This is a genomic window from Wenyingzhuangia gilva (assembly GCF_030519655.1).
In the GTDB taxonomy this organism is placed as follows: domain Bacteria; phylum Bacteroidota; class Bacteroidia; order Flavobacteriales; family Flavobacteriaceae; genus Wenyingzhuangia; species Wenyingzhuangia gilva.
Map to the genome: position 1 here is coordinate 247,100 of NZ_JAUMIT010000003.1, position 24,902 is coordinate 272,001.

General features: G+C 29.8%; 21 protein-coding genes. 8 read left to right on the top strand and 13 right to left on the bottom strand.

What is annotated here, in order from left to right:
* Positions 1-455 precede the first annotated feature (455 nt).
* The 4 genes from QVZ41_RS08105 to QVZ41_RS08120 form a co-directional block, all read right to left on the bottom strand.
* Positions 456-1,937, bottom strand: a complete 1,482-nt coding sequence (locus tag QVZ41_RS08105) for a SusD/RagB family nutrient-binding outer membrane lipoprotein (protein WP_302884056.1) — start codon at positions 1,935-1,937, stop codon at positions 456-458.
* A gap of 12 nt (positions 1,938-1,949) precedes the next feature.
* Positions 1,950-5,036, bottom strand: a complete 3,087-nt coding sequence (locus tag QVZ41_RS08110; RefSeq protein WP_302884057.1) for a SusC/RagA family TonB-linked outer membrane protein — start codon at positions 5,034-5,036, stop codon at positions 1,950-1,952.
* A gap of 746 nt (positions 5,037-5,782) precedes the next feature.
* Positions 5,783-7,132: an oxygen-independent coproporphyrinogen III oxidase gene (gene hemN / locus QVZ41_RS08115; RefSeq protein WP_302884058.1), complete on the bottom strand. Its 1,350-nt coding sequence runs from the start codon at positions 7,130-7,132 to the stop codon at positions 5,783-5,785.
* A 12-nt stretch (positions 7,133-7,144) separates the two neighbouring features.
* On the bottom strand, positions 7,145-8,920 hold the full coding sequence (locus QVZ41_RS08120; protein ID WP_302884059.1) for a hypothetical protein: 1,776 nt from the start codon (positions 8,918-8,920) through the stop codon (positions 7,145-7,147).
* Between the two features lie 138 nt (positions 8,921-9,058).
* On the opposite strand from QVZ41_RS08120, the gene QVZ41_RS08125 reads away from it, so the two are divergent.
* On the top strand, positions 9,059-9,580 hold the full coding sequence (locus QVZ41_RS08125; RefSeq protein WP_302884189.1) for a YkgJ family cysteine cluster protein: 522 nt from the start codon (positions 9,059-9,061) through the stop codon (positions 9,578-9,580).
* A gap of 3 nt (positions 9,581-9,583) precedes the next feature.
* Positions 9,584-9,925, top strand: a complete 342-nt coding sequence (locus QVZ41_RS08130) for a hypothetical protein (protein WP_302884060.1) — start codon at positions 9,584-9,586, stop codon at positions 9,923-9,925.
* 60 nt (positions 9,926-9,985) lie between these two features.
* On the opposite strand, the gene QVZ41_RS08135 is transcribed toward QVZ41_RS08130, so the two are convergent.
* Positions 9,986-10,573, bottom strand: coding sequence for a porin family protein (locus QVZ41_RS08135; protein ID WP_302884061.1), 588 nt, complete (start codon positions 10,571-10,573; stop codon positions 9,986-9,988).
* A 31-nt stretch (positions 10,574-10,604) separates the two neighbouring features.
* Complete coding sequence (locus QVZ41_RS08140) at positions 10,605-11,105, bottom strand: hypothetical protein (protein WP_302884062.1); 501 nt, start codon at positions 11,103-11,105, stop codon at positions 10,605-10,607.
* 160 nt (positions 11,106-11,265) lie between these two features.
* On the opposite strand from QVZ41_RS08140, the gene QVZ41_RS08145 reads away from it, so the two are divergent.
* The 5 genes from QVZ41_RS08145 (at position 11,266) to QVZ41_RS08165 (ending at position 16,325) form a co-directional block, all read left to right on the top strand.
* A complete protein-coding gene (locus tag QVZ41_RS08145; RefSeq protein WP_302884064.1) occupies positions 11,266-12,468 on the top strand; it encodes a PAS domain-containing sensor histidine kinase in 1,203 nt (400 codons plus the stop codon).
* A 2-nt stretch (positions 12,469-12,470) separates the two neighbouring features.
* On the top strand, positions 12,471-13,508 hold the full coding sequence (locus QVZ41_RS08150; protein ID WP_302884065.1) for a response regulator: 1,038 nt from the start codon (positions 12,471-12,473) through the stop codon (positions 13,506-13,508).
* A 107-nt stretch (positions 13,509-13,615) separates the two neighbouring features.
* A complete protein-coding gene (locus tag QVZ41_RS08155) occupies positions 13,616-14,329 on the top strand; it encodes a hypothetical protein (RefSeq protein ID WP_302884066.1) in 714 nt (237 codons plus the stop codon).
* A gap of 2 nt (positions 14,330-14,331) precedes the next feature.
* Positions 14,332-15,264, top strand: coding sequence for a mechanosensitive ion channel family protein (locus tag QVZ41_RS08160; protein WP_302884067.1), 933 nt, complete (start codon positions 14,332-14,334; stop codon positions 15,262-15,264).
* An 11-nt stretch (positions 15,265-15,275) separates the two neighbouring features.
* Positions 15,276-16,325 carry an AI-2E family transporter gene (locus QVZ41_RS08165; protein WP_302884069.1) on the top strand — a complete coding sequence of 350 codons (1,050 nt, stop codon included), beginning with the start codon at positions 15,276-15,278 and terminating at the stop codon, positions 16,323-16,325.
* Here the strand turns inward: QVZ41_RS08165 and QVZ41_RS08170 are convergent.
* Positions 16,320-17,519, bottom strand: a complete 1,200-nt coding sequence (locus tag QVZ41_RS08170; RefSeq protein ID WP_302884070.1) for an exo-beta-N-acetylmuramidase NamZ family protein — start codon at positions 17,517-17,519, stop codon at positions 16,320-16,322. The two genes, QVZ41_RS08165 and QVZ41_RS08170, sit on opposite strands and share 6 nt — an antisense overlap.
* A gap of 6 nt (positions 17,520-17,525) precedes the next feature.
* Between QVZ41_RS08170 and QVZ41_RS08175 the strand changes: the two genes are divergently transcribed.
* Positions 17,526-18,761, top strand: coding sequence for an ABC transporter permease (locus QVZ41_RS08175; protein ID WP_302884071.1), 1,236 nt, complete (start codon positions 17,526-17,528; stop codon positions 18,759-18,761).
* Positions 18,762-19,355: 594 nt separating this feature from the next.
* Here the strand turns inward: QVZ41_RS08175 and lipA are convergent.
* From lipA to QVZ41_RS08205, 6 genes are all read right to left on the bottom strand, one after another.
* Entirely contained in the window at positions 19,356-20,279 is a 924-nt protein-coding gene (gene lipA, locus QVZ41_RS08180) for a lipoyl synthase (RefSeq protein ID WP_302884072.1), read from the bottom strand.
* Positions 20,280-20,352: 73 nt separating this feature from the next.
* Entirely contained in the window at positions 20,353-21,636 is a 1,284-nt protein-coding gene (locus tag QVZ41_RS08185; RefSeq protein WP_302884073.1) for an APC family permease, read from the bottom strand.
* 11 nt (positions 21,637-21,647) lie between these two features.
* Positions 21,648-22,874 (bottom strand): NRAMP family divalent metal transporter, encoded by a 1,227-nt coding sequence (locus QVZ41_RS08190; protein WP_302884074.1) that lies wholly within the window; start codon positions 22,872-22,874, stop codon positions 21,648-21,650.
* The gene (locus QVZ41_RS08195; RefSeq protein ID WP_302884075.1) at positions 22,864-23,433 is read right to left on the bottom strand and encodes an RNA polymerase sigma factor; all 570 of its coding nucleotides are present in this window, start codon (positions 23,431-23,433) and stop codon (positions 22,864-22,866) included. The genes QVZ41_RS08190 and QVZ41_RS08195 overlap by 11 nt, the downstream gene beginning before the upstream one ends.
* Entirely contained in the window at positions 23,430-24,545 is a 1,116-nt protein-coding gene (locus QVZ41_RS08200; RefSeq protein ID WP_302884076.1) for a glycosyltransferase, read from the bottom strand. Before QVZ41_RS08200 ends, QVZ41_RS08195 begins: the two co-directional genes overlap by 4 nt.
* A 25-nt stretch (positions 24,546-24,570) precedes the next feature.
* Positions 24,571-24,756, bottom strand: a complete 186-nt coding sequence (locus QVZ41_RS08205) for a membrane or secreted protein (RefSeq protein ID WP_302884077.1) — start codon at positions 24,754-24,756, stop codon at positions 24,571-24,573.
* Between the last annotated feature and the right edge of the window lie 146 nt (positions 24,757-24,902).

The following is a 24,902-nucleotide window of genomic DNA, read 5'->3' on the forward strand; positions in this document are numbered from 1 at the left end:
TCTGTTAATTAATATTTTCTATTTAGCATGATTTGGCTTACTTTGTTGTGGGTATATTTTTGATATTTTAAATAGATAAATATATCAAAACAATAAGTAATATTTATTTAATAAGTATAAGATGGATATTGTTATCATAGAGGATGAAGATTTGGCAGCAGAATCTTTAGAGAAGTTGTTGTTAAAAAGTGAATATAGCATTAATGGATATAAAAATCTAGGCTAGGTTTTTTATTAACCCTGTAACCCGTTCTAACAAATTATTGTCAAGATTTATAAACTTTGTACTTTTATGAAAACTGAACCTTGATAAAAAATATTAATGCTAGCGATATTGTGATGTTAATTTAAATATCAATTTAATACTTATGAATTTTAAAACTAAAAAAAACGTCCACTTTCTAAATATTGAGAGTGGACGTTTTAAATATAAACTTACTTAAAATTATTTGTTACTATAAGTCAAACCATAGGTTGTCATGAAGTTTTAAATCTCCTGCTCCAGATGGTGCATTTTTATTTGATGTTAATTCATCTGAAGGATAAGTATATCTTCTAAATAAACCACCTGCTGGAGCTCCTGGAGGTAGTTGTAAGTCAGGCACTTCACTTCCTTCTGGTCCAGATCTACGCCAGTTTATCCACCCTTCTAATGTTCTGTCTTGAAAATCAATCCATTGTTGAATGTGAATTTCTTTTTCGGCATCACTGGCACTCATCGTAGATATGTCTGGTAAATCTCCATTAACATAAGTTGTAGCATCTGTTTCGGAAACAGAATAATAAACTAATGATTCTTTTACACCTGCTTTGTATAATGTGTTTGCCATATTTAAGTCAGCAGTAACTCCGATTCCTCTAGCATAGATTTCAGCTCTTAAAAGTTGTATTTCCGAAGCACTTAGAATTAAATCTGGAGCATCAGCAGTCCATAATTTGGTAACGCTAATTGGAGATGATAATAAATTGGCATCAGTATCTAATGCAGCTTCTGTAGCAGTATCAACAGGTAAATAATCTCCGTTGTCATTAGCATCAAAATAAATGGATATTCTAGGGTCATTGCGGTCTTCCATAAACGTAAATCCTATTGTATTTGCAAATACCCATGGATTTTCTCCTCCAGCGTAATTTTTAAAAATTTTAAATTTTGGATTTTCAGAATTTGTTTCATCATAATAATCAATTTCAAAATTATCTGCAGACAAAGTAATTAATTCAGAAGAGTTTACTAAGGCTCCAATATCAGAAGCTTTACTAGGATCTTTATCAACCATTGTCATTAAGATTTTTAATTTTAAGGAAGTTCCAAATTTTATCCATTTTTCCATATCACCTTTATAGTAAGGATCATTATTGGAAATTTTTAGAACCGAAGTAATATCAATTTGAGCGATTGCTTCATCAATCATTGTTAATAAATCGTTTAATATTTGTTCTTGAGGATCAAATACTGGACTTGTAAATTCGTCAGCTTTCCATGCTTGTCTAAAAGGAATATCTCCAAATATCATAGTGTTTTCAAACATCGTGTTGGCTAACACAAGTTTACACTGAGCAGCACCATTATTGTTTTTTGGTTCAGCAGATTCTGCTTGTTCAATAGCAATGTTTAAGTTGTTTCCAACACTTACAAAATATCCACTCCAAGTATTACCAGTTGAAAAAGGACTAATATCATATCTATCTTCTGCATACCCCCAACCAGCATTTCCTCCTGTTGAAAATGCTTGGTTTGCCCAACCGACTGGTAGATATAAGTCACCACCTGTTCTAACTCCTGTCCATGCATATGCGGCATATCCTAAAAGATAATCAGGATCAATTGAAGTAGCTACATTTGGGTTTTCATTTACTTTTAGCAATTCATCACTATCGCATGAACTTAGTGTGAGACAAAGACTGCTTATGTATAAAATTATATTTTTAATTCTCATAATATATTCTATTTAAAAAGTTAAGTTTATGTTAAACCCTAATGATTTAACAGATGGCACACTAGCAAATTCAACTGTTGCCCCAGGTCCTCCTGTACCAAAAAAGTTTACTTCTGGATCTATGTGAGGTACATTATCATCAATAATCCAAAGATTTCTAGCTTCTACACCAAGTCTAAGTCTTGTAATACCTGTTTTTTTAAGTAATTTAGAAGGCACATTATAGAAAAAGTTAATTTCTCGTAATTTCACATATGAGGCATCAAATATGTTACCTTCTGTATTTGATGTTCCGCTTTGGTTTGTCCAGTACTCTTCCATATTAGTAACTGCAGTTGTGTTTTCTACATAGGAAACAGAACCATCAGTATTTGTTACTTCGTTAACACCAGCATCTATATAGGTTTCACCTCTATGAGCTAGCGTTTCTTTTGCCAATCCTGATGATCGTAAATTAGCAGTTGTTCCAGAAAACAAAGTTCCACCGTGTTTGATATCAATTAAAAAACCTAAACCAAAATTCTTATAAGTAAAAGAGTTATTGATACCCATTGTCCAATCTGGAGCAGTGTCTCCTAATCTTTGATTTGTAACCACTTCTTTTAAACCAGTATCAGTGTTTATAATGTACTCACCATTATCATTTGTTTTAAATTTAGTACCATAAAGACCAAATTCTTCTCCTGGAGCTGCTTTTATTGTTAATCCAGACCACCCACTCTTTAATTGAAATTCATCAAGACCGTCAATTAAGCTAGTAACTTTTTGTTGGTTTTTATTAAATACAATCCCTAAATCCCATTGAAATTTACTGTTGGTATTGATAAGAGGAGAAAGATTAACATCTAATTCAATCCCTTTGTTATTAACAACTCCTGCGTTTAATGTTTTGCTAAAAAAACCAGTACTTTCAGGAACTGAAATATCAAGTAATTGATCGGAAGTATTTGAATTATAATAAGTAAAGCCAATATTAGCAATGTTCTTAAAGAGTTTAAGATCAAACCCTAATTCAAATTCTTTTTTTCGTTGAGGTTTTAATTCAGCATTTGGAAGTACTCTAGGAGCTTCAAATCCAATAATTCCTCCTTGTGGCAAATTGTTACTAAGACTAAATTGTACGTAGTAATCATTTGAAGGAACAAAACCAAATAGAAGGCTATATGGTTCTGCATCTGAACCTACCTCTGCATAACCTGCTCTAATTTTACCAAAGCTAAGAATGCTTTTGTCTTCTATAAATTCAGAAAAAACAATGGCACCGTTTACAGAAGGGTAGAAGTAAGAATTATTATCAGCTGGTAAAGTAGAGCTCCAATCATTTCTTCCTGTTAAATTTAAGAAAAAAGTGTTTTTATAATCTAAGTTAATATCAGTATATACACCGTATAATTCTTTTTTAGAACTAAAATCTGTTCCGTTAAGTGTTTCAGCATTACCTAGTACATATAACCCAGGTACAGTAAGGTTGTTCCCCGTTAAAGTAGTACGCTCATATTTTGTTTGATATAAGTTGTGTCCTAAAATAGCACTTATAGAAATTCCGTCTTTACTATCTTTAGTATAACTTAAATAAAAATCGTTGTTAATAATTTGGTTATAATAATCCCAATTGGTAAAGCTACCTTTTAGAGTCCCCAAACTTCCTACGGCGTATAATTTTTGTCTACTCTCATTGAAAAAATCTGTACCTAACTTGTTTACTAATTTAAGGTTTTTAGTAATCTTATAATCTAATGTGGCACTACCAATAAACCTTTCTAAACGTATAGAGAATGGGTTTTGGTTTAAAACCCAATAAGGATTGTTTGATCTTTGTGTTAAAGGTATCTGATCTCCTGCCGCATTAATATAATTATTTTTTAAGTCGTCAAAAGAAATGGTTCTAGACATCCCTAGAATATTATCAATAACTACGTTACCATCATTAGAACCTTGTTGAGTCCTTCCGCTAGAAGTTGAATTAATGTAGTTGATATTTGTTCTTAGTGTAAATTTATCAGTAAAATTTCTACCTACATTTAAAGTGTAGTTGTTCTTTTTGTAATTGCTGTTAGGAACAATTCCTTCTACATTTGAATTTGTATAGGAAAATCTATAGTCAGATTTTGTGTCTCCTCCAGAAAAAGCAACAGAGTTTATTTTTGTTATTCCAGTATTAAAAAAGTCCTTAACATTATTTGGTTTTGCAGATAAAGTAACATCGTCACCTTTAAAATCAGTAAATGTTTGGTTAGCAACATCTGAAATTTTAGGTCCCCAACCATTTACAGCGTCTTTATCATATGTTCCAGACGTTCCTTGTGCATATTCATTTTGGTATTCTGGAAGTTTTAATGGAGAGTCAAAGCGCAAAGAAGAATTAACATCTATTTTTAAACCACTGTTTTTATTTCCTTTTTTAGTGGTAATTATAATTGCTCCATTTTTTGCTCTTGCTCCATATAAAGCACTTGCAGAGGCACCTTTTAGTACAGAAACAGATTCAATATCATCTGGGTTAAGGTCTCCAGCTCTGTTACCTCCATCGACACCTCCTGTAATATCATCTTGATTAAATGATTGGTTACTTATTGGCATACCATCAATAACAAAAATAGGTTGATTGCTTCCCGATAAAGAGGTTGCACCTCTAATAATTACAGAAGAACTTCCACCGGGTGTTCCAGATTGTTGTGTAATTTTTAATCCTGAAACTTTTCCTGATAGTGCTTCTATCGGACTTGTGCTTCTTGCTCTGGTTAGGCTTTCATTGTCTACCTCTCCAACAGATACTCCTAGCCCTCTTTCTTTTTTAGAAATTCCAAGAGCCGTAATGACCACTTCATCTAAGGATTCAATATTTCCTTTTAATGTAGTGTTTATAATACTACTCGTTCCAACAGTTTTTTCAACTGTTTCCATACCTACATAACTAAATTGTAGAATATCTCCTTCTTTGGCATTAATGTTGTAAAGTCCGTCAAAGTCTGTCAAGGTTCCTGCTGAAGATCCTTTTATCATAACAGTTGCTCCTGGTAATGGACCAGAATCATCGGAAACAGTTCCGCTAATTGTTTTCGTTTGCGCAAACGAAAATTGAGTTGTTAATGCTATCATTAGCATTAAGATTTTGGGAGTTTTTAGCTTCATATTTATAGATATTTAATTAGGTTCTTTGAAAGTATCAATACCCAAAATTTGCAGGTAAATCGGGGTATTAATTGATGTATATTCTTTTTGATATTTCAAAGAACGAGGAATATGTTTTTTACTATTTTATGATTTAACAGTTGTGAACATGATTTTTACCTTAAATATTTAAGGGAATTATCATTATTACATATGATTTATAACAGCTATTTATTATTGATAAAAATGTATTTTATAAAAAGGAAATAATAATATGTAAATCAAGTACTTATGTGTTTTTTATACAAATGTTAATTTTATAGTTTGTTCTATTTTAGAAGATAAATGATTAAGAAAATTATATTAGAACTGTTATCGCTTTTTGATGTTTAATAACCCTCATTTTGTTGGTTTATCTTTGTTTGTTACTTTGTTGCTTTTATATTAACAAAGTTTTAGACAATTGTTTTAGGTTTATTACATTGATTTTTCTTTTTGACCTTTTTGTTATGCATGAATAGTGTTTTTTGAAAGTGTTTTTTAGAAAAAAGCGTGTAGGTTAACGGAGATTAAAAAAAGCGAAATACAAAAACACATTAGAGTAGAGGGGAAATAAAAAAATACAAAACGTCAGATTTGTGAAAAACAGTTTTAAAACTGATGATATTTTTATCCTTTATAAGGAATATATCACAAAAAAAACGCTCTATTAATAGAGCGTTTTTTTAATTTTTTTAAACAGTTTTAGAAAATTGTAATTGATTGTTGTTGCCAAGGTATTGATCTATGGACATACAAATGTTTCGTATAAAAGGTTTCCCTTTTTCTGTAACTACTATTTTACTTTTTTTAATAGTAATTAAACCGTCATGAACCAAAGGAAACATTTTTAATGGTGCTTTTTCTAGCGTTTTGTTTTCGGTTGACCAGGTAGTTTCGTAATGACACATGAGATTTAAAATATGTTGTCTTATAATAAGATCTTCGTCAGAAGAAATATGTCCTTTAGCAATAGGAAATATTTGATTGTTGACCAAGTCTTGATATTCTTCGATATTTTTTACATTTTGATAAAAACTATTCCAGCTATCTCCAATAGAAGAAACTCCTAAACCAATCATTAAATCAGTTTTTGCATGGGTATAACCCATAAAATTTCTGTGTAGGGTATGGTTTGTTAAGGCCTTGTAAAGAGAATCTGTAGGCAATGCAAAATGATCCATACCTATATTATGATATCCAAAACCTTGTAGTAGTTTTTTACCTTCCTCATACATCATTAATTTTTCTTTTCCGTTAGGAAGGTTTTCTTCATTATAACCTCTTTGTCCATTTCCTTTTAGCCAAGGTACATGTGCATAGCTATAAAAAGCAATTCTATCAGGACTTAGTTCTTTTGTTTTTTCTATAGTATTGATAACATCATTCATGGTTTGAAAAGGTAATCCATAAATAATATCATGACCTATAGAAGTATAACCAATTTGCCTAGCCAAGTCTGTTACTTGTTTTACTTTCTCAAATGGTTGAATTCTATGAATGGCTTTTTGTACGGTTTCATTATAATCTTGTACACCAAAAGAAACACGTCTAAATCCTAAATCATATAAAGTTTGTAAATGTTCTTTGGTTGTGTTGTTAGGATGTCCTTCAAAGCTAAATTCGTAATTTTCTGCTAAGCGAGAAGTATTAATGATACAAGTAAGTAGATAATTTAAATTTTCAGGATTAAAGAAAGTAGGAGTACCACCGCCGATATGTAATTCTTTAATCACTGGTTTTTCATCAAACAAGTTTAAGTACATAGACCATTCTTTTAACACCGCATTTATATAAGGTGTTTCTACATCGTGTTTTTTTGTGATTCTTTTGTTACAACCACAAAAAGTACACATGCTTTCACAAAAAGGCAAATGGATATAAACACTAACACCTTCTGTTTTGTTGGTTTTGGTAAAAGTGTCAATCATTTTACTTTTCCAAGTTTTTAATCTAAAGTCCTGCACGTTCCAATGTGGAACTGTTGGGTAACTAGTATATCTTGGTCCAGGAACGTTGTATTTGTTAATTAGGTTTGTATCCATGACTTTGTGTTATTAGGTTCTTTGTAACTGTAATTGTAGATCAATTACTTTTTGATATTTATCTGATAAATTGTCTAAAGCCTGTTTGTTTTGTTCTACCAATTCATTAAAATTGCTTTGAAACAGCTGTTGGTAATAAGAAATTCCTTCTAATAAATTATTGGTGAATTTTGTTAACGTTTTATTTTGCTTAGGATTAAATTGCTCATTAATTTGATTAGACAAATAGGTAACATACATATCTAATTCTTTTAGAAACAGATTAGGTCTGTCATTACGTTTAATGATATTTACTTTCCCATAGATATGATCTATCATGTTAGATAAACTTACTTTTTCACTAAAATAGGCTAGGTTAGGACCAGGACAAACAGAAACACCTTTTCCTTCGGTTTTGGTATCTATGCCATAATTTAGCAAGGCAGTAGTTCCTAACCCCACACAAATGCAAGCCTTTTCTTTTACTTTGGCGATTTCTTTTTGTTGTTCAACGGGACTTAGAGCATCATTTTCTTCTAATTGTTTGATTTTTAGATATTGATATTCTCTAGAAGCTGTACACTGTCCTTCTTTTTTAAATTCCTGATTTAAAGCAACATGTTTTTTAGGACAAGCACTACCAGGCCTATTTTTAATAATATTTAGCTCTTTTACTTCATCTTTGGTATTTCCTCTTAAATTGTTAAAAGGAATTCCAAGAGGAGAAATATTGCTTAAATACAAATCTTTTTCTTGAGCACTGGCTAATTTATCTATAGTATCAACATCAACAGTAGTGGCTTCTGGCACCAATAAAAATGGAGATCCCCAACCAATAGAATCTAAACCATAATGTTTTAATAAAAACTGATGTTCTTCTGCAGTTCCAACACCTCCTTGTGCTGATATTTTTAAATCGGGAAAACAAAAGGAACGTTTTTTATTTTTATTTTCCAACGCATCCATGAATAAAGAATGGGTAGTGTTATATAATTCTTTTTTATTTTTTTTAAACTCTTCTAAAACAGGCCCTAATAAATATCCGTCTGTAGCAAAAGCATGACCACCACAATTTAATCCAGATTCTATTCTGTATTCAGAAACCCATAAACCTTTTTTTGCTAAATATTTTCCTTGAATCAATGCTGAACGATAATCACTTACTTTGAGAATGATTTTCTTTTTAATAAATCCACTTGCATCAGGATAAAAATCTTCAAAGTTTTCTAGGTAATTGTATAGTTTAGGATTCATTCCTGCAGAAAAAACAATTGATGACGTTATCTTAGCGTTGGCATAACCTCTTAAGGCTGCATGTGCATCATTATATTCAACGGGTAAAGCTTCGTGATCTATATAATTGGTCTTATCAATTTTGGTCATAATATTTACATCAATATGACCCGGTTTTAAATTACATTGAATAAGAGATTTTACTTCTTCAATATTTTCACTTTGTAATAGGCGTTTTTTTAATTCAGATCCAGAGGGTAAATGTTTGATGTAATCAATCAGAATATCTGCTTTTAAACTAGATACATTTTTTAGTTTATCAATTTTTATTTGAATTAAATCATGCATTAAATTAAGATAAGCCGTAATTCTTAAAGCTCTATAGTCAATAGTTCTATCGCTAATTTCTATGTATTTCAGTTTGTTAAGTTCTGAATAATATTTTCGTAATTTCTCTAATAAAATATCATCTACTAAAGAAATTACAGAATCTATTCCATAGGCAGCTACTTTTAAAGGGCTGTCTACTGTGTAACCAATTCCCATTACGGGAATATGAAAGGTGTGTTTTTCCATTACATTTAATTGGTAGTTATTGAGCAAATTTATAGAGAAGGTTATCTCATTAAAATGATAATTATCATTAGTATATAATTTTTATATAAGCCCTGTAATTAAAAGCTGATTAACTACTTTTGTGGCATGAGTATATTTATGGAAGAATTTTTACAGGAATTACCTAAAAAGGCCCAAGCGGTTAAAAAAGAGAATGTATCTTATTTTAAAAGATTAAAAAAAAGAACTCCTAAAGACTTAGATTATGTAATGCAAGATTTACATGATAAAGAGTTTGAGCGTACCGATTGTTTAACCTGTGCCAATTGTTGTAAAACAACCAGTCCTATGTTTTTTGCTAAGGATATAGAGCGTATTGCAAAGCATTTACGTATGAAAGAGCAAAAGTTTATGGACTTGTATTTGGAAAGGGATGAGGATGATTGTTATGTGTTAAAAACTGCACCTTGTACTTTTTTAGATGAAAGTGATAATACTTGTACTATTTATAATGTTCGTCCTAGAGCTTGTGCGGAGTACCCACATACCAACAGAAAAAAGTTTATTCAGTTAACAGATTTAACCATAACCAATTCAGAAATCTGTCCTGCTGCCTATAATATTGTAGAAGCTTTAAAAAAAGCGATTCCTTTAGATAGTACTCCTAAGAAACATAGATAAAATATGAAGATTCTTAGAACTTCTAAATTTTTTGGATTTTGCTATGCTGATGAGCTTCAGGAGAGCGAGTTTTTTGCCAAGAATTTTAGTGTTTCCATTCAACAGAATAGTTTGATTTTTTCTTTCGATTTTATGAGAGGATTAGATTTACAAAAAATCAAATCAAATATAAAAGACTATCGTTTTTTTGAAATAGAAGATGTTTATTTAAGAAACAAGTTAATAGAGGTTGTTAAAGAAAACCATCATATAAAAAAAATGAAACTTACCATTGGTGAACACGGTAGTTATATAAAAGAATTAAAATTTAATCATAAAGGTTTTGTAATAAAACTAATTGCATAAAAAAAGCCATACAATTTGTATGGCTTTTAGTTTTCTTTAATAGGTTTTTACGGGTAAGTATTAAAAATCGTATCCTAAAGAAATTTGTAAAACTCTGTTTTTTTGATTTTCTTCATCATATACTTTTCCTAATCCAAAGTAATATCTAGCACCAATGTTGATACCTGAATCAAATTTAAAACCAGTACCTATATTGGCTCCCCAATCAAAATCGTTTGGTGAAATATCATTAGTAACATCAAAAAAATCAAAATTAGCATCTATTTCTTCTTTATGAGAAACTGCTACTCCAATTTGTGGTCCAGCCTCTATGTAAAAATGATCAGTAAAATATCCTTTTAACGAAATAGGAAGGTTTAAATAATCAATTTTTTGAGTAAAGTCTCCGTTGTCGGTTTCAATTTTATATCCTTGTTGAGAATATAAAAGTTCAGTTTGTACAGAAAAACGTTCTTTTAAAAATATTTCATTGTAAAAACCTACATGGAATCCATGTCTTTGATCTACGTTGGATTCTCCATCAAACTGAGCACTAGCCAAGTTGTAACCACCTTTAATACCAACACTAGATTTTTTGTACAAATCTTGTGCATGAGCGGTTATTGATATAACAGACATTACTATGGTTGATAAAATTAACTTTTTCATAATCTTTTAATTTTTTTTAGGGGGTTATTAATTAAAATTGATATCTAATACCTAAAGCGGCATCTAAATCTAATCCATCAGAATAATCGTTGTTAAAACTTACTTCTGGTCTTAAATCTAAAGAGATTAACAATGGAATTTTAAAATTGTACTCAATACCAATATCACCACTGGCTACTACAAAAACTTCATCATCAGAATTGATATTATTGTTGTCAAAAAATCCAATTCCACCACCAGCACCTACATACCAGTTAAATCTGTTTTCAATAGGATATACCCATTGATGTAAGGCTGTAAATTTCATAGCATCAAAATTTTGAGTATCTCTCCAACCTAAATCTAACTCTAAACGTGTTGCATTACCTAAAGCTCTTTGATATGAAATTTCAGAACCAAATCCATCGTTGTCTCCAGCTCTAATACCAATCGCATTTTTAGAAATAATTTGTGCATTTGCTGTAAAAACTCCTAAACCTAATAACAATAACAAGGTTGTGTATTGTTTTTTTCTTTTTAAAGATACTTTCATCATAATTGTTTTATTGTTTATACCTGCAAAGTTAATGTAGAAGCTAGATGTATTTGTTGATGAAGATTTGACTAAAAATTGATCTTGGTCAATTTATGGATGTAAAGTGTAGTAATTACAAGGCTTATAGTTATATTTGAGAGTAGATATATAAAATTTTATGCCCAAAAATCATGTTTATAGTGAAAAATTCACTTCCATATTAAACAATTTGTTTCACGGAGTAATGCTTATTAATCATAAAGGAATTGTTATAGAATTTAATAAATCCAGTTTGGTGTTATTAGGGATATCAAGTAAAAAACTTGAAAATAAAAAGTTAAGTGATGTTTTACCCAAAGAATATAGAAGAGCGTTTGAAAAATATTTTAAAAACTGTTTTGATATAGAAACTAGGAATTATGGTAAATACGAAGTTGTCTTAAAAAGAAAAAAAGAAATTAAAATTTTAGAGATAGATTGTAATCAAAATTTTTATTCAGAGGAAGATCATGAGTTATATACCATTGGATTGATTAACGATGTTACCAAAAGAAAGAAATTAGAAAAAGAACTAGAGAGGCAAACAAAGACCAAAGACTTAATTATTGAAAAACTTGAAAGGGAGCAGGAGTTAAACGATATGAAATCTAGATTTATATCCATAGCTTCTCATGAGTTTAGAACTCCTTTGGCAGGAATATTATCATCGGTAGATTTGATAGAACGTTACTTAAAGAATGATGATCAACTGTGGCAAAAATTTATACATCAAACAAAAGTGGACTCTCATGTTGTAAAAATAAAAACATCTATAAAAACTTTAACAGCTACTTTAAATCAATTTTTATCGTTAGGGCAATTAGAAGAGGGTAAAATAGAATACCAGGAAGAAGTTTTTGATTTAAAAGAAATGTTAGAAAATCACATAGAAGAGTTTTCTACTTTAACTAAAGAGAATCAAATCATTCATTATAAACACAAATGTAAAAAGAGAATTGTTTGTTTAGATAGAAATATTTTAAGGCATGTAATGAACAACTTATTGTCTAATGCTGTAAAATATACCCCCAAAAATAAGAATGTATACATTACCTCTAATATTCAAAAAAATAACATTTCTATTACTGTTAAAGATGAAGGAATGGGAATTCCTATAGAGGATCAGAAAAACTTATTCAGAAGATTTTTTAGAGCTAAAAATGTAACCAATTTACAAGGAACCGGTTTGGGATTAAATATTGTAAAAAAATATGTAGAGTTAATGAATGGTACCATATCATTTAAAAGTAAAGAAAATATAGGAACAACATTTACGTTGTCTTTTACAATAGATAAGCTTAATGAACACAATACCAATTTAAATATTTTATTAAAGGATTAGATATGAAAAAGATATTAATTATTGAGGATGATGTTATTATGAGAGAAAATATTTCAGAATTGGTTGCATTAACCGGTTATGAAGTTGAAACAGCGGAGAATGGTAAAGATGGAATTGAAAAGGTTGCTAATTTTTTTCCAGATTTAATTGTTTGCGATGTAATGATGCCTGAGTTGGATGGTTATGGGGTTTTATATATATTAAGTCAGAAACCAGAAACAGCCTCTATTCCTTTTATTTTTTTAACAGCAAAATCTGAAAAAGAAGATTTTAGAAAAGGAATGGAATTAGGTGCCGATGATTATTTATTTAAACCTTTTGAAAGTACTGAATTAATTAGAGCCATAGAAAGTAGGTTAAAAAAAATGGAGTTGTTAAAAGAGCAATACAATCCTAAAAGTATGCATGCTTTTTTAGAAACGGCTCAGCAAGTAGTTTCTTTAAAAGATATTAAAGAGAAATCTAACATTTTTAAATACGGATCAAAAGAGAATATATATAAAGAAGGGGAGCATGTACATTATGTTTATTATATAGAAAAAGGAAAAATTAAAACCTATAAATATAATGATGACGGAAAAGAATACATAACAGCGGTGTATCAAGAAGGGGATTTTTTTGGATTTCAACCTGTTTTTGAAGAAAGAACCTATGATGAAATGGCAGATACTTTGGCAGATACTGAACTAACTAAAATATCTAAAGATGATTTTTTAACGCTTATTTATGAAAATAGAGTCGTGGCCAAACAGTTTATGATGTTAATTTCTAAAAACTTAAGTTCTAAAGAAGAAGATTTAATGTTAATGGCATATAGTTCGGTAAGAAAAAGAGTTTCTAAAAAATTGCAAGAATTGTTAACAGAAAAAGACGAAATCACTTTGCAAAGGTCTGATTTGGCTAAATTAACGGGCACAACCAAAGAAAGTTTAACAAGAACATTAACAGAGTTTAAAAATAGTGATATTATTAAAACAGATGGTAAACGTATTATTTTACTAGATAGAATTAAACTTCAACAAATGGATTTAATTTGGTAAGCACTGCTAAAAGTTGATGTAAATCAACATTAGTAATGACTGGAGTCAATCTATATACTTTTATTAGTGTTTAATTTTGTTATTAAACAATAGAAGCTAATAAAACAATGTTAAGAACAAAAACTATTCTTTCTGAAAATGATTTTAGAATCCTAGCAGGAACTATAGACTTTAATTGTGTTTCTTTTTATTGTTCCTTGAGTAATAATATATCAAACACAAAAAATATTTTCTTAGAACTGTTAGAAAGATTAAAAGTAAAGTTAAAAGTTAAACGTGTTACGGGAGAATCTTATTACAACATCATCAAACCATTAGAACAGGTTTACCACGATGTTGCTTTTTGGGAACAAAAATTAGTGGCTAATAATAAAATATTAGTCATTTTCTTAAATGAAAATAATATGACTTCTTTTTTATTAGAAAAAGAATTAAAACCAAGTGTACACTTAACATCAAACTATTATTTATTACCACTTTTTAAAAGTGTAACAAATCAACAACTACAACAAGATTCTTCAAGAATTAAGGAAGTGTTATTTGATGAAGAAAAGACAACAAATAGATTAGAAAAAATTATTCCATTAGCATACGATGGTAAAATAGAAACCTTGTATGTGTCTTCTAAAAATGGTGTTTATGGTGTTTATGATGATGTAAATAAAACCACCATGATAGATAATGAAAAAAATAGTGGAAACATGTCTCTAATTAATTTAGCAGCAATTACTACTTATTTGCATAGAGGCAAAGTCTTTTTGCTAGATCCTATAGATATGCCAACAAGTGGAGTTTCTATTCAAGCAATTTTAAAATCATAAACATGGACAATTTTAACTTAAACGAATCATATCATCTAATAGTTGATAAACTAGTCTCTTGGTATAAAGTTCTTATAACCATGTTACCAAACATGTTGTTAAGTATAATATTGTTAATTGTTTTTTACTTTATATCAAAACTAGTTAGGTCTCTAGTTAAAAAAGGAGTACATAGTTTTATACATAATTTGGCTTTGGTAAAATTAATAGGTACCCTATCTTTCTTTGTCATTTTTAGTATCGGTATTTTTATTAGTTTAAGTGTGTTAAAGTTAGACAAAGCTGTTACTTCTCTTTTAGCAGGTGCTGGGGTTGTTGGTTTGGCATTAAGTTTTGCTTTTCAAGATTCTGCTACTAATTTTATTTCAGGAGTTTTTATGGCGGTAAGAAAACCATTTAAGATTGATGATGTAATAGAAACAGCTGATGAAATGGGAATTGTAAAACATATCAATTTAAGAAATGTAATTATGCATTCTTTTAATGGGCAAGAAGTAATTATTCCCAATAAAGATGTTTATCAAAATAAAGTTAGAAACTATTCAGCATTAGCACATAGAAGAATAGAATTAAATTGTGGAGTTACTTATGATGCTGATTTAGAAAAAGTAATAAAAGTAGGAGAAGAGGCTATAAAAAGTTTAGATTTTGTAAGTAAAAGCAAAGAAACCAACATCTTCTTTAACGAGTATGGAGGAAGTTCTATTAATTTCACTCTTTATTTTTGGATAGAAACCAATGATCAGCCAGGTTTTTTAAAAGCAAGAAACGATGCACTTATAGCACTTAAAAAAGCTTTTGATAAAAATGATATTGGAATTCCATTTCCTATTAGGACTCTTGAGTTTAAGCCCAATCAATTTAATAAAGTGCTTAAGAGTATTTCAATAGAAAACAGTACTACTAAAGAAAATAATAATAACGATACTCAATAAAACCAAAATAATTGAAACTATTAAAAATTAATTATATAAGATATGGAGCCTATTCAATTTTTTTATTGTTAGCCTGTGTATTTATTTTAAAAGAAGCTAAAATTGTATTAGCTCCTTTAGTTGTTTCAATTTTATTAAGTTTTGTTTTAAATCCTGCACTTGAAAAAATAAATCATTTTGTCAAAAACAGACTTGCCTCTACCATTAAATTACTATTGGTTTTGTTTTCGCTTATAAGTGGTGTACTTTCCCTTTTAACAATACAAATATTAAGTTTTTACGAAGATTTCCCTGATATTAGTGAGCAAATGGTTATTGTAACCAAATCAGTAGAAGAATTATTAGAAGATAATTTAGGGATTAGAAATGTAAAAGTAAATGAGAAAATAGACAATGCTACAGAAACATTTTTAAATTCAGGAACTGATTTTTTTGAAATTGTATTAGATAATATTGGTGATTTTTTAGTTTATTTATCAATAGTGCCTATTTATGTCTTTTTTCTGTTGTATTATAAAATCAACATTATAAACTATGTTAAAAAGATTTTAACACCTTTAAAAATAAAAGCATCTCCGGTTATTAAAGAAGTTTCAATTATTATTCAGGATTATTTGAAAGGAATGATGATTGTAATGTTAATATTAGCCGTTTTAAACTCCTTAAGCTTATTAATTTTAGGGGTTCCATATGCAATTGCTTTAGGAGTTATAACAGCTCTATTTACCATTGTTCCATATATTGGTGTAATTATAGGTGGTTTATTAGTGTTATCAGTTTCTTTATTTACACAAGGTGATCCTGAGACTTTGTTTTATATATTAGTAATGTTTGGAGTAATTCAATTTATAGAAGGAAATTTTTTAACACCAAAAATAGTTGGAGATAAAATAAACATCAATCCAATGTTGGCTATTTTGGCTTTATTAATAGGGGAACAATTATGGGGAATTGTAGGAATGGTTATTGCACTTCCTATTACGGCAGTTATTTTAATTATAATTAAAAACATTAACAAAGAAACTTTCTACACTAAAGGAGAAGAATTGTTAAAATTATAAAGGGTAGAGTAAATATTTAGTTCTAATTAGTTTGAACTTTTCAATTTCAGATTGCCAACTATCTTCAATTTTTTTGGCTGTAAATCCTTTTTTTAGTTGATGTTCTAAAATTGTATCTCCGGCATGAATGGTAAAAGTAGCACCAAAGAATTTTTCTTTGTTTGGATATTTTTGATAAGCATCAACCAACCATTCAATATTTACTTTGTTTAAATGTGGCGTATTTTTTAAATCAACTCCATAACATAATTTATTTTCATCTTTAGGATGTTTGCTTCCATCATTGGGTTGAGGTGTGTAACTAAAATTAGCTTTTGGAAATAAAGTACTACCGTATTGTTGAAATTGATATTTTGTTCCTCTACCAGCATTGATAGGCGTTCCTTCAAAAAAACCAAGACTAGGATACAAGTTAATAGCTTTATCGTTAGGTAAATTAGGCGATGGTTTTATAGGGAGATGATAAGTATTTTGATGAGTGTAGTTTTCTAACTCAATCACCTTTAAATCACACTGAATGCCATTGTTTAACCATTGCTCTCCATGAATCATTTTGGCATATTCACCAATGGTCATTCCGTATACCAATGGAACAGGATGTTTCCCTACAAAAGAACTGTATGTTGGGTTTAATACTGGACCATCAACATAATGTCCGTTTGGATTGGGTCTATCAAAAACGATTAATGGAATGTTATTTTCGGCACAAGCTTCCATTACATAATGTAGGGTTGAGATATAAGTATAAAATCTTACACCTACATCTTGAATGTCAAAAACTACCAAATCTAAATTTTGTAAATCTTCATCAGTGGGTTTTTTATGCTTTCCATATAAAGAAATAATAGGCAAACCTGTTTTTACATCTATACTATTGTCTACTTTTTCAGCAGCATCAGCTTTTCCTCTAAATCCGTGTTCTGGAGAAAAAACTTTACTTATTTTTATGTTTAGTAATAACAAAGAATCAATCAAATGAGTATTTCCGTCTTTTTTAAAAATCACAGAAGTTTGGTTGGCAACCACACCAATTTTATGGTTTTTAAGCAAGGGTAAATAGCTATTGGTTCTGTTAGCTGCTACCAAAATTTCTTTATTAATAGATTTATTTTGAGCTTTACATGAGGATAGTGTGGTAAAGGAGAAAAATACAAGAATTAAAAATGTATTTTTGAAAACCAATTTAAAAGGCATAAGCATTTGAATTTCGAATTATTTATAGCTAACAGACTAACTAGGTCTCAGGAATATAAAAATAGTGTTTCATCTCCCATTATAAAAATAGCAATTATAGCTATAGCATTGGGTATGATGATGATGTTAATTTCTATTGCTACAGGAATTGGACTGCAAAGAAAAATTAGAGATAAAGTTGCAGGCTTTAATGGTCATGTAGTAATTAGTAATTACGACAACAATCAATCTAAAACCACACAGAAACCAATAAATATTCATCAAAATTTTTATCCAAAATTTACTAATGTTTCTGGAATTAAGCATGTTCAGGTTTTTGCTACCAGAGCAGGAATTATAAGAACCGAGAATACTTTTGAAGGTGTTGTTTTAAAAGGTGTTGATAAAGATTACGATTGGTCTTTTTTTAAAGAATATTTGGTGACAGGAAAAGTACCTGTTTTTAGTAATAAGATTTCTAAAGAAGTATTAATTTCTAAAACAATTGCTGATAGAATGCAATTTAAATTGAATGATACTTTTGAAACTTTTTTTATCAAAGAAGATCCTAATACCATGCCAAATAGGAGAGTTTTTAAAATTGCAGGAATTTACGATACTGGTTTTGAAGAGTTTGATAAAAATATCATGATTGGAGATATCAATCAAATTAGAAGTTTAAATAAATGGACCGATAATCAGGTAGGTGGTTTTGAAGTTTTTGTAAATGATTTTAATGAGATTGATAGCAAATCAAAAGAAATTTATCAAGAGATTGATGTGACCTTAGATAGTCAAAGTTTATTTGAACAATATCCTCAAATTTTTGAATGGCTACAATTGTTTGATGGAAACATAGCCGTCATCATTATTATTATGGTGATTGTTGCAGGAATCAATATGATTACTGCTTTGCTAGTATTAATATTAGAAAGAACACAGTTAATAGGGGTTTTAAAAACCTTAGGAGCAAAGAGTTGGTCTATTCGTAAAATATTTTTGTACAATGCTTCTTACATTATAGGTAGAGGTTTATTAATCGGGAATATTGCCGGATTGCTAATTATTTATTTGCAATATCAGTTTAAGTTTATAGAATTAGATCCTCAAAATTATTATGTGCATGTAGCCCCAGTATATATTACACTTGTACAAGTTTTGATTTTAAATTTAGGAACACTTATTTTATGTGTTTTAATGATGTTGATTCCCTCTTATATTATTACAAGAATTAGTCCTGCTAAATCTGTAAAATTCTCATAAAAAAACCTCCATTGGGGATGGAGGTTTTTTCAAACTAACTAAAACTATCTAAACTATGAAAAACTATTTTGTTTTACATTAAATAGATATTCAATTAGTGTGCCAAGAACTACTTTTAGAATAAAATAATATCAATTATTTACTAGATCTTTATCCACAAAAAAACCTCCATTGGGGATGGAGGTTTTTTCAAACTAACTAAAACTATTTAAACTATGAAAAACTATTTTGTTTTACACTATATAGATATTCAATTAGTGTGCCAAGAACTACTTTTTAGGATAAAATAAAATCGATTTTTTACTAGATTTTGATGCATAAAAAAACCTCCATTGGGGATGGAGGTTTTTTCAAACTAACTAAACTATTTAAACTATGAAAAACTATTTTGTTTTACATTATATAGATATTCAATTAGTGTGCCAAGAACTACTTTTTGGGATAAAATAAAATCGATTTTTTACTAGATTTTGATGCATAAAAAAACCTCCATTGGGGATGGAGGTTTTTTCAAACTAACTAAACTATCTAAACTATGAAAAAAACTATGATGTTTTTTATATTATATGGTTTATCAAGTATCGTGCCAAAAAGTTAGTTAACATGTTTTTTTGCATGATAAGAAGATCTTACCAAAGCAGAACTTTCTACATGTTTAAATCCTAAAGATTTTGCATATACTTCGTATTCTTTAAATAACTCTGGTGTAATGTATTCTTTTACAGGTAAGTGCTTTTTACTAGGCTGTAAATATTGTCCTAAAGTAACAACATCTACGTTGGCATTTGCTAAATCTCTTAAGCTTTCAAAAACTTCTTCTTTTTTTTCTCCTAAACCTAACATAATACCAGATTTGGTTCTGCGTTGTCCTTGTGATTTGATGTATCTTAACACTTCTAAGCTTCTGTCGTATTGTGCTTGTATACGCACCTCACGAGTTAGTCTACGAACGGTTTCTATGTTGTGAGAAATTACTTCAGGAGCAGCAGCAATCAATCTATCAATGTTTTTGGTGTCTCCTTGGAAATCTGGAATTAATGTTTCCATTGTAGTGTTTGGATTGGCTCTACGAACGGCAGCAATGGTTTCTGCCCAAATAATAGAACCACCATCTTTTAAGTCATCTCTATCAACAGAGGTTAATACAGCATGTTCAATGCTCATAATTTTAATAGAACGTGCTACTTTTTCAGGCTCATCCCACTCAACAGTTTCTGGTTTTCCGGTTTTTACACCACAAAAACCACAAGATCTAGTACAAATATTTCCTAAAATCATAAAAGTAGCAGTTCCATCACCCCAACATTCTCCCATGTTAGGACAACTACCACTAGTACAAATAGTGTTTAGTTTATATTTATCTACCAATCCACGTAATTCAGTGTATTTTTTTCCAACAGGTAACTTAACTCTTAACCAATCTGGTTTTTTATTTCCAACAGGAATAGTACCAGGATTTGTAGTTGTTTGTGCTTTATTTGGTAATACAGATTTAAATGTAGTTGCTTCCGTACTCATATGTTTTTCTTTGGGCTGTAAAGATACAAAAAGTGAATAGGATGAAGTAATAACTATGGGAATAAAGAAACTTCTAACGAGATTCTCTTTTTTTGTATAAATATTCACCAACAAAACACAAAGTGATAATTGAAAGTGCAACAATTACTCCTTCTAAATTTCCTTTAAATTGTTGTGCTAATAAAATGATAAAAGCCAAAAGACATAAAACAAAACCAACTAAGGGGATGGATTTTTTGCTATTTGTTTTGGTTGCCATTTTATATCCAGATAAATTAACCATGGCAAAAATCAATAAAAAACCAACACTCCCAGCTGTTGAAATACTTTCTAGCTTTAAAAAGTTAGTCAAAACTAAAGTTAAAATAGAAGTGATTAACAATCCTATAGGTTGGTTCCATAATTGTCCTGTTAATTCGTGTGGCAATTCATCATCTTCAGCAATTTCATAACTCACTCTACTACCACCGTATAAAGAAGCGTTGATGGCAGAAAAAGTTGAAATTAGTGCGGCTATGGTTATAATGGTAAATCCAGTGTTTCCTAACATGGGTTTTGCAGCTTCTGCCAATACATAATCTTCGGCGGTGGCAATTTCATCAAAAGGTAAAGACCCAACGGTTACACAAGCAATAATGATATACAAAATAATCACAAAAAGGACTGAGTAATAATAAGCTCTGGCTATGTTTTTTTTAGGATTGATAATATCAGGAGCAGCATTGGCAATCAATTCAAAACCTTCATAAGCCACAAAAATCACCATTCCACCAGCTAATATATAAATAGGATTTTCCCAGTTCTCTGGAGATAGTTGATGCAGATTAGAAGTATCCACAACGGTCATTCCATAAAATCCAATCCCAATAAAAGCGATTAAAATGATAAGTTTAATAATCACCGCATAAGATTCAATTTTGCTCACCACCTCAATACTATAATAGTTAATCGCTGTGGCTAATATGATAATAGCACTCGCATAAATATGAAAATCTATATTTTTGTTTGTAGTAATTTCCCATAAATTGGGAGCATAAGAACCAAATGCAGAGGCATAAAGGGACAACATAATAATATAACTAATCCAAAGTAAATTATTAATACCACCACTAAAAATGCCTTTGTTAAAAGCTTGGTTGATAAATTTTACAGTTCCCCCTTTGTCAGGATAAACTAAAGAAAGTTTGGCATAACTATATGAAGTAATAAAAGCGATGATTCCTGCAAATAAAAAGGCTAGGGGAGTTCCTCCTTTGGCAATAGAAACAGCAAGTCCTAAAACAGCAAAAATTCCACCACCAACCATACCTCCAATTCCAATAGATATCGCTTCTTTAAGTCCAACTTTATTTTCCATAAGGTTTAAATTTATAACAAAGTGGTTACATACCATGCACTAAACCCTATTAAAAAAATAATTCCTAGCCAAGAGAGAATTTTTAAGAATAATTTTGGATGATACGCTACAGGAGTATGTTTACTTGTAATTAACTTGTAATTTAAAATAGCAAAGAAAGGAGCGGTTAAAAAGCTTAAAATAGTTGCTATTTTAATTAAGGTTAACATTTGATCTGTAAAAAAGGAAATCAAAATAATAGTTCCTATAGATAAGAATAAAATCCACCAAGCATAAGCGTGTTTTGTGGTTTTAAAATTCAACAATTCAGCCGTGGTTTGCATGGCTCTTGGAGAAGCATCTAAAGCAGTAATTGTGGTACTAAACATGGTGGTAAATGCAGCAACAGCAATAAAAATAAAAGCAGTTCCTCCTATATTTTTGGTGTACATTTCTATCAATTGTTTGCTAAAACCTAAAGCTCCGTTAGAAAAAACCTCTCCGCTATTAAACATTACCAAAGCTCCCATTCCTAAAAAACATGCTCCTAGAATTAAAGTTGAGACATATCCTACATTAAAATCTAACAAAGTTGTTTTGAGACTTCTTTTTTCTGTGGATTGATTTTGTTTGGCTTGTGACCATAAAGATTGCCAAATAGAAACATCTAAAGGAGCGGGCATCCATCCTAAAAAGGCAATTAAAAAAGCCATTTCTACGCCTTCAAAATGAAATTTTTGAGTCAAATTAATGGGGGTAGTATTTTTAGAAGAAGCAATAAATAAGGCTCCAATAGTCGTAATGGTTAAAGTCAAAACAATCATTTTCATCACTTTGTCTAAAAACTGATAACGACCCACTAATAAGATTACGGCACTAATTAAGGTAATGATAATACTGACTGTAGTAGCGCTTCCTGTAAATCCAAAAATATTCATCGCCAAACCTGCTGTGACCAACGTTACGGCTGCTTGAATGGTAAACATAGAAGCAAAGTTGATGATATAATAAGCCACTAAAGTTCCTTTGTGTAGTTTGTTATATCCGCTTAATAAATTTTCTCCTGTAGCATTGGCATAACGAGCTCCGAATTGAAAAAAAGGATATTTTACAATGTGTACGGCTACCAAAGCCCATAACAAACTAAAACCAAAATCTGCACCTGCTCTTGTAGATTGTACCAAATGTGATACACCAATAGCGGCTCCTGCAAATAATAATCCAGGGCCAAAGGCTTGAATTTTCTCCTTAATTGTCATTTTCTGAGTTGGTAATAATTTCTGCTAATAATTTTTTAGCTCTTAAAAGTTTCACCTTAACATTGTTAATAGGCTCATCAAGGTGATTGGCAATTTCAATATAAGTCATGTCCTGAAAGTATCTTAGGTTGATGACTTTTTGGTATTTAAGTTTTAATTTTTTTATGTTTCTTTTAAGCTCCGCTAAATTTTGTTCTATGATGATTTTATCTTCAGGAGATGGATTGGCATCAGACAAAGCATAAACTTCTCTGTTTTCATCTTGTAAAGAAATGGTTACATTTTTCTGTTTCCTTAACTCATCAATCAACAAATTTTTGGCAATGGTAAATAGCCATGTTCTAAAACCATAATCATCATTATAAGAGTCAATTTTATCAAAAGCTTTAGAAAAAGTAATAATGGTAATGTCTTCGGCATCAATAGAATCATCACTTATTTTAGATTGTAAAAATGTAAAAACATCGTTCCAATATAAATTTAAAAGATAATTATAAGCAGTTTGATCTCCTTTTTTAGCAGCTTTGATATGGGTAAATAAAATATCTTGTGAGGTCATGACCACTTATAAGGTTTATTGATTTTATTGTAGAGAAAAATGTATAGTTGAAAAAATAACAAACAAATATCTAAAACAGGAATTAATAAAAAAAGACCTTTCTCATTTAGCTTTTTTGATGCAATTCCCACAACAATATATTCACTTATAAGTTTAATTGCAATTAATCCGGTAATAATTAATTGATAGTTAGTGTTTTCTATATAAATAAGACTTGCTGGTAAGACCAACCAAAACAACAATCTGTTAAAAGTATAGAGTCCTAATAAAAATTGATGTACCGGTTTGTATAAACTAGCGGTGCTAATGTGTCTTCTTTTTTGTGTAGCCCAACTTTTCCAATCTTTTTTTGGTGGAGAAACAGTATGCGAATTTTCATCAAAACAAATGTCTGTATTTTGTTTGTTGGCAATTTGATTGATTAACAAATCATCATCGCCAGACATGACTCTGATGTGTTGATGAAATCCTTTATTTTTTAGAAATACAGCTTTGCTATACATTAAATTTCTACCAACACCCATGTATGGAATGCCTATTTTGGCAAAAGAAAAATATTGCAAAGCGGTCATTACAGTTTCGTAACGAATGATTTTGTTTAAAAAACTTTTAGAAACGTTTTGATGAGCTCCATATCCTAAAACAATTTTAGTGTCTCCTGTAAATTGATTGGCCATTTCTTGAATCCAATAGTCACTATTAGGCTTACAATCGGCATCAGTAAATAGTAAACAATCGTTGGTAGCAGCTTTAATTCCAAGAGTTAAGGCATATTTTTTGTTTCCATAAAAATAATCTGTTTCTTGAATGGTCACTACTTTTACAAAATCATATTTTTGTTCGTATTCTTCAAAAATAGTGGCAGTTTCATCATAAGAACGGTCGTTAATTAACACCAATTCAAAATCATCATATTTTTGTTTGACCAAAAAAGGTAAATAGGTTTTTAAATTTTCTTCTTCATTTTTAGCACAAACAATAACCGAAACAGGAATGGTGTTTTTTGTTTTTTGTGATGTTTTGGAAAAATTAAAAAAGTTAAACACAATAATGTAATAACCAAAATGTATTACAGTAATCAGTATACAAATTGATAAAAGTAGAATGGTCATAAAGGCCTATGCTATGAAGATTAAATTATTTATTCTCGCAATCTTCTGGCATTTTACCACAAAAACCACAAGGTTCACCAGATTGATTAAAATTAGCATTTTGACTAGCACAAGTTCCAGAGAACTTTCCGTCTTTTTTCCCCCATATTTTAATAGCAATTCCTGCAAAAGCCAAGGCTAACAAACCAAATGAAATTAAGAATAGTTTCATGAAAAATAATTTTAACAAATATACAATTTTTAAGCGGAACCTAAATTCATATATGACAGATTAAGCGCTCTTGTTTTTAGTAGTTTTTTTTATTAAAAATTACATCATTGATTAAGAATTTTTTAGGGTATAAATAACTTGTAAAA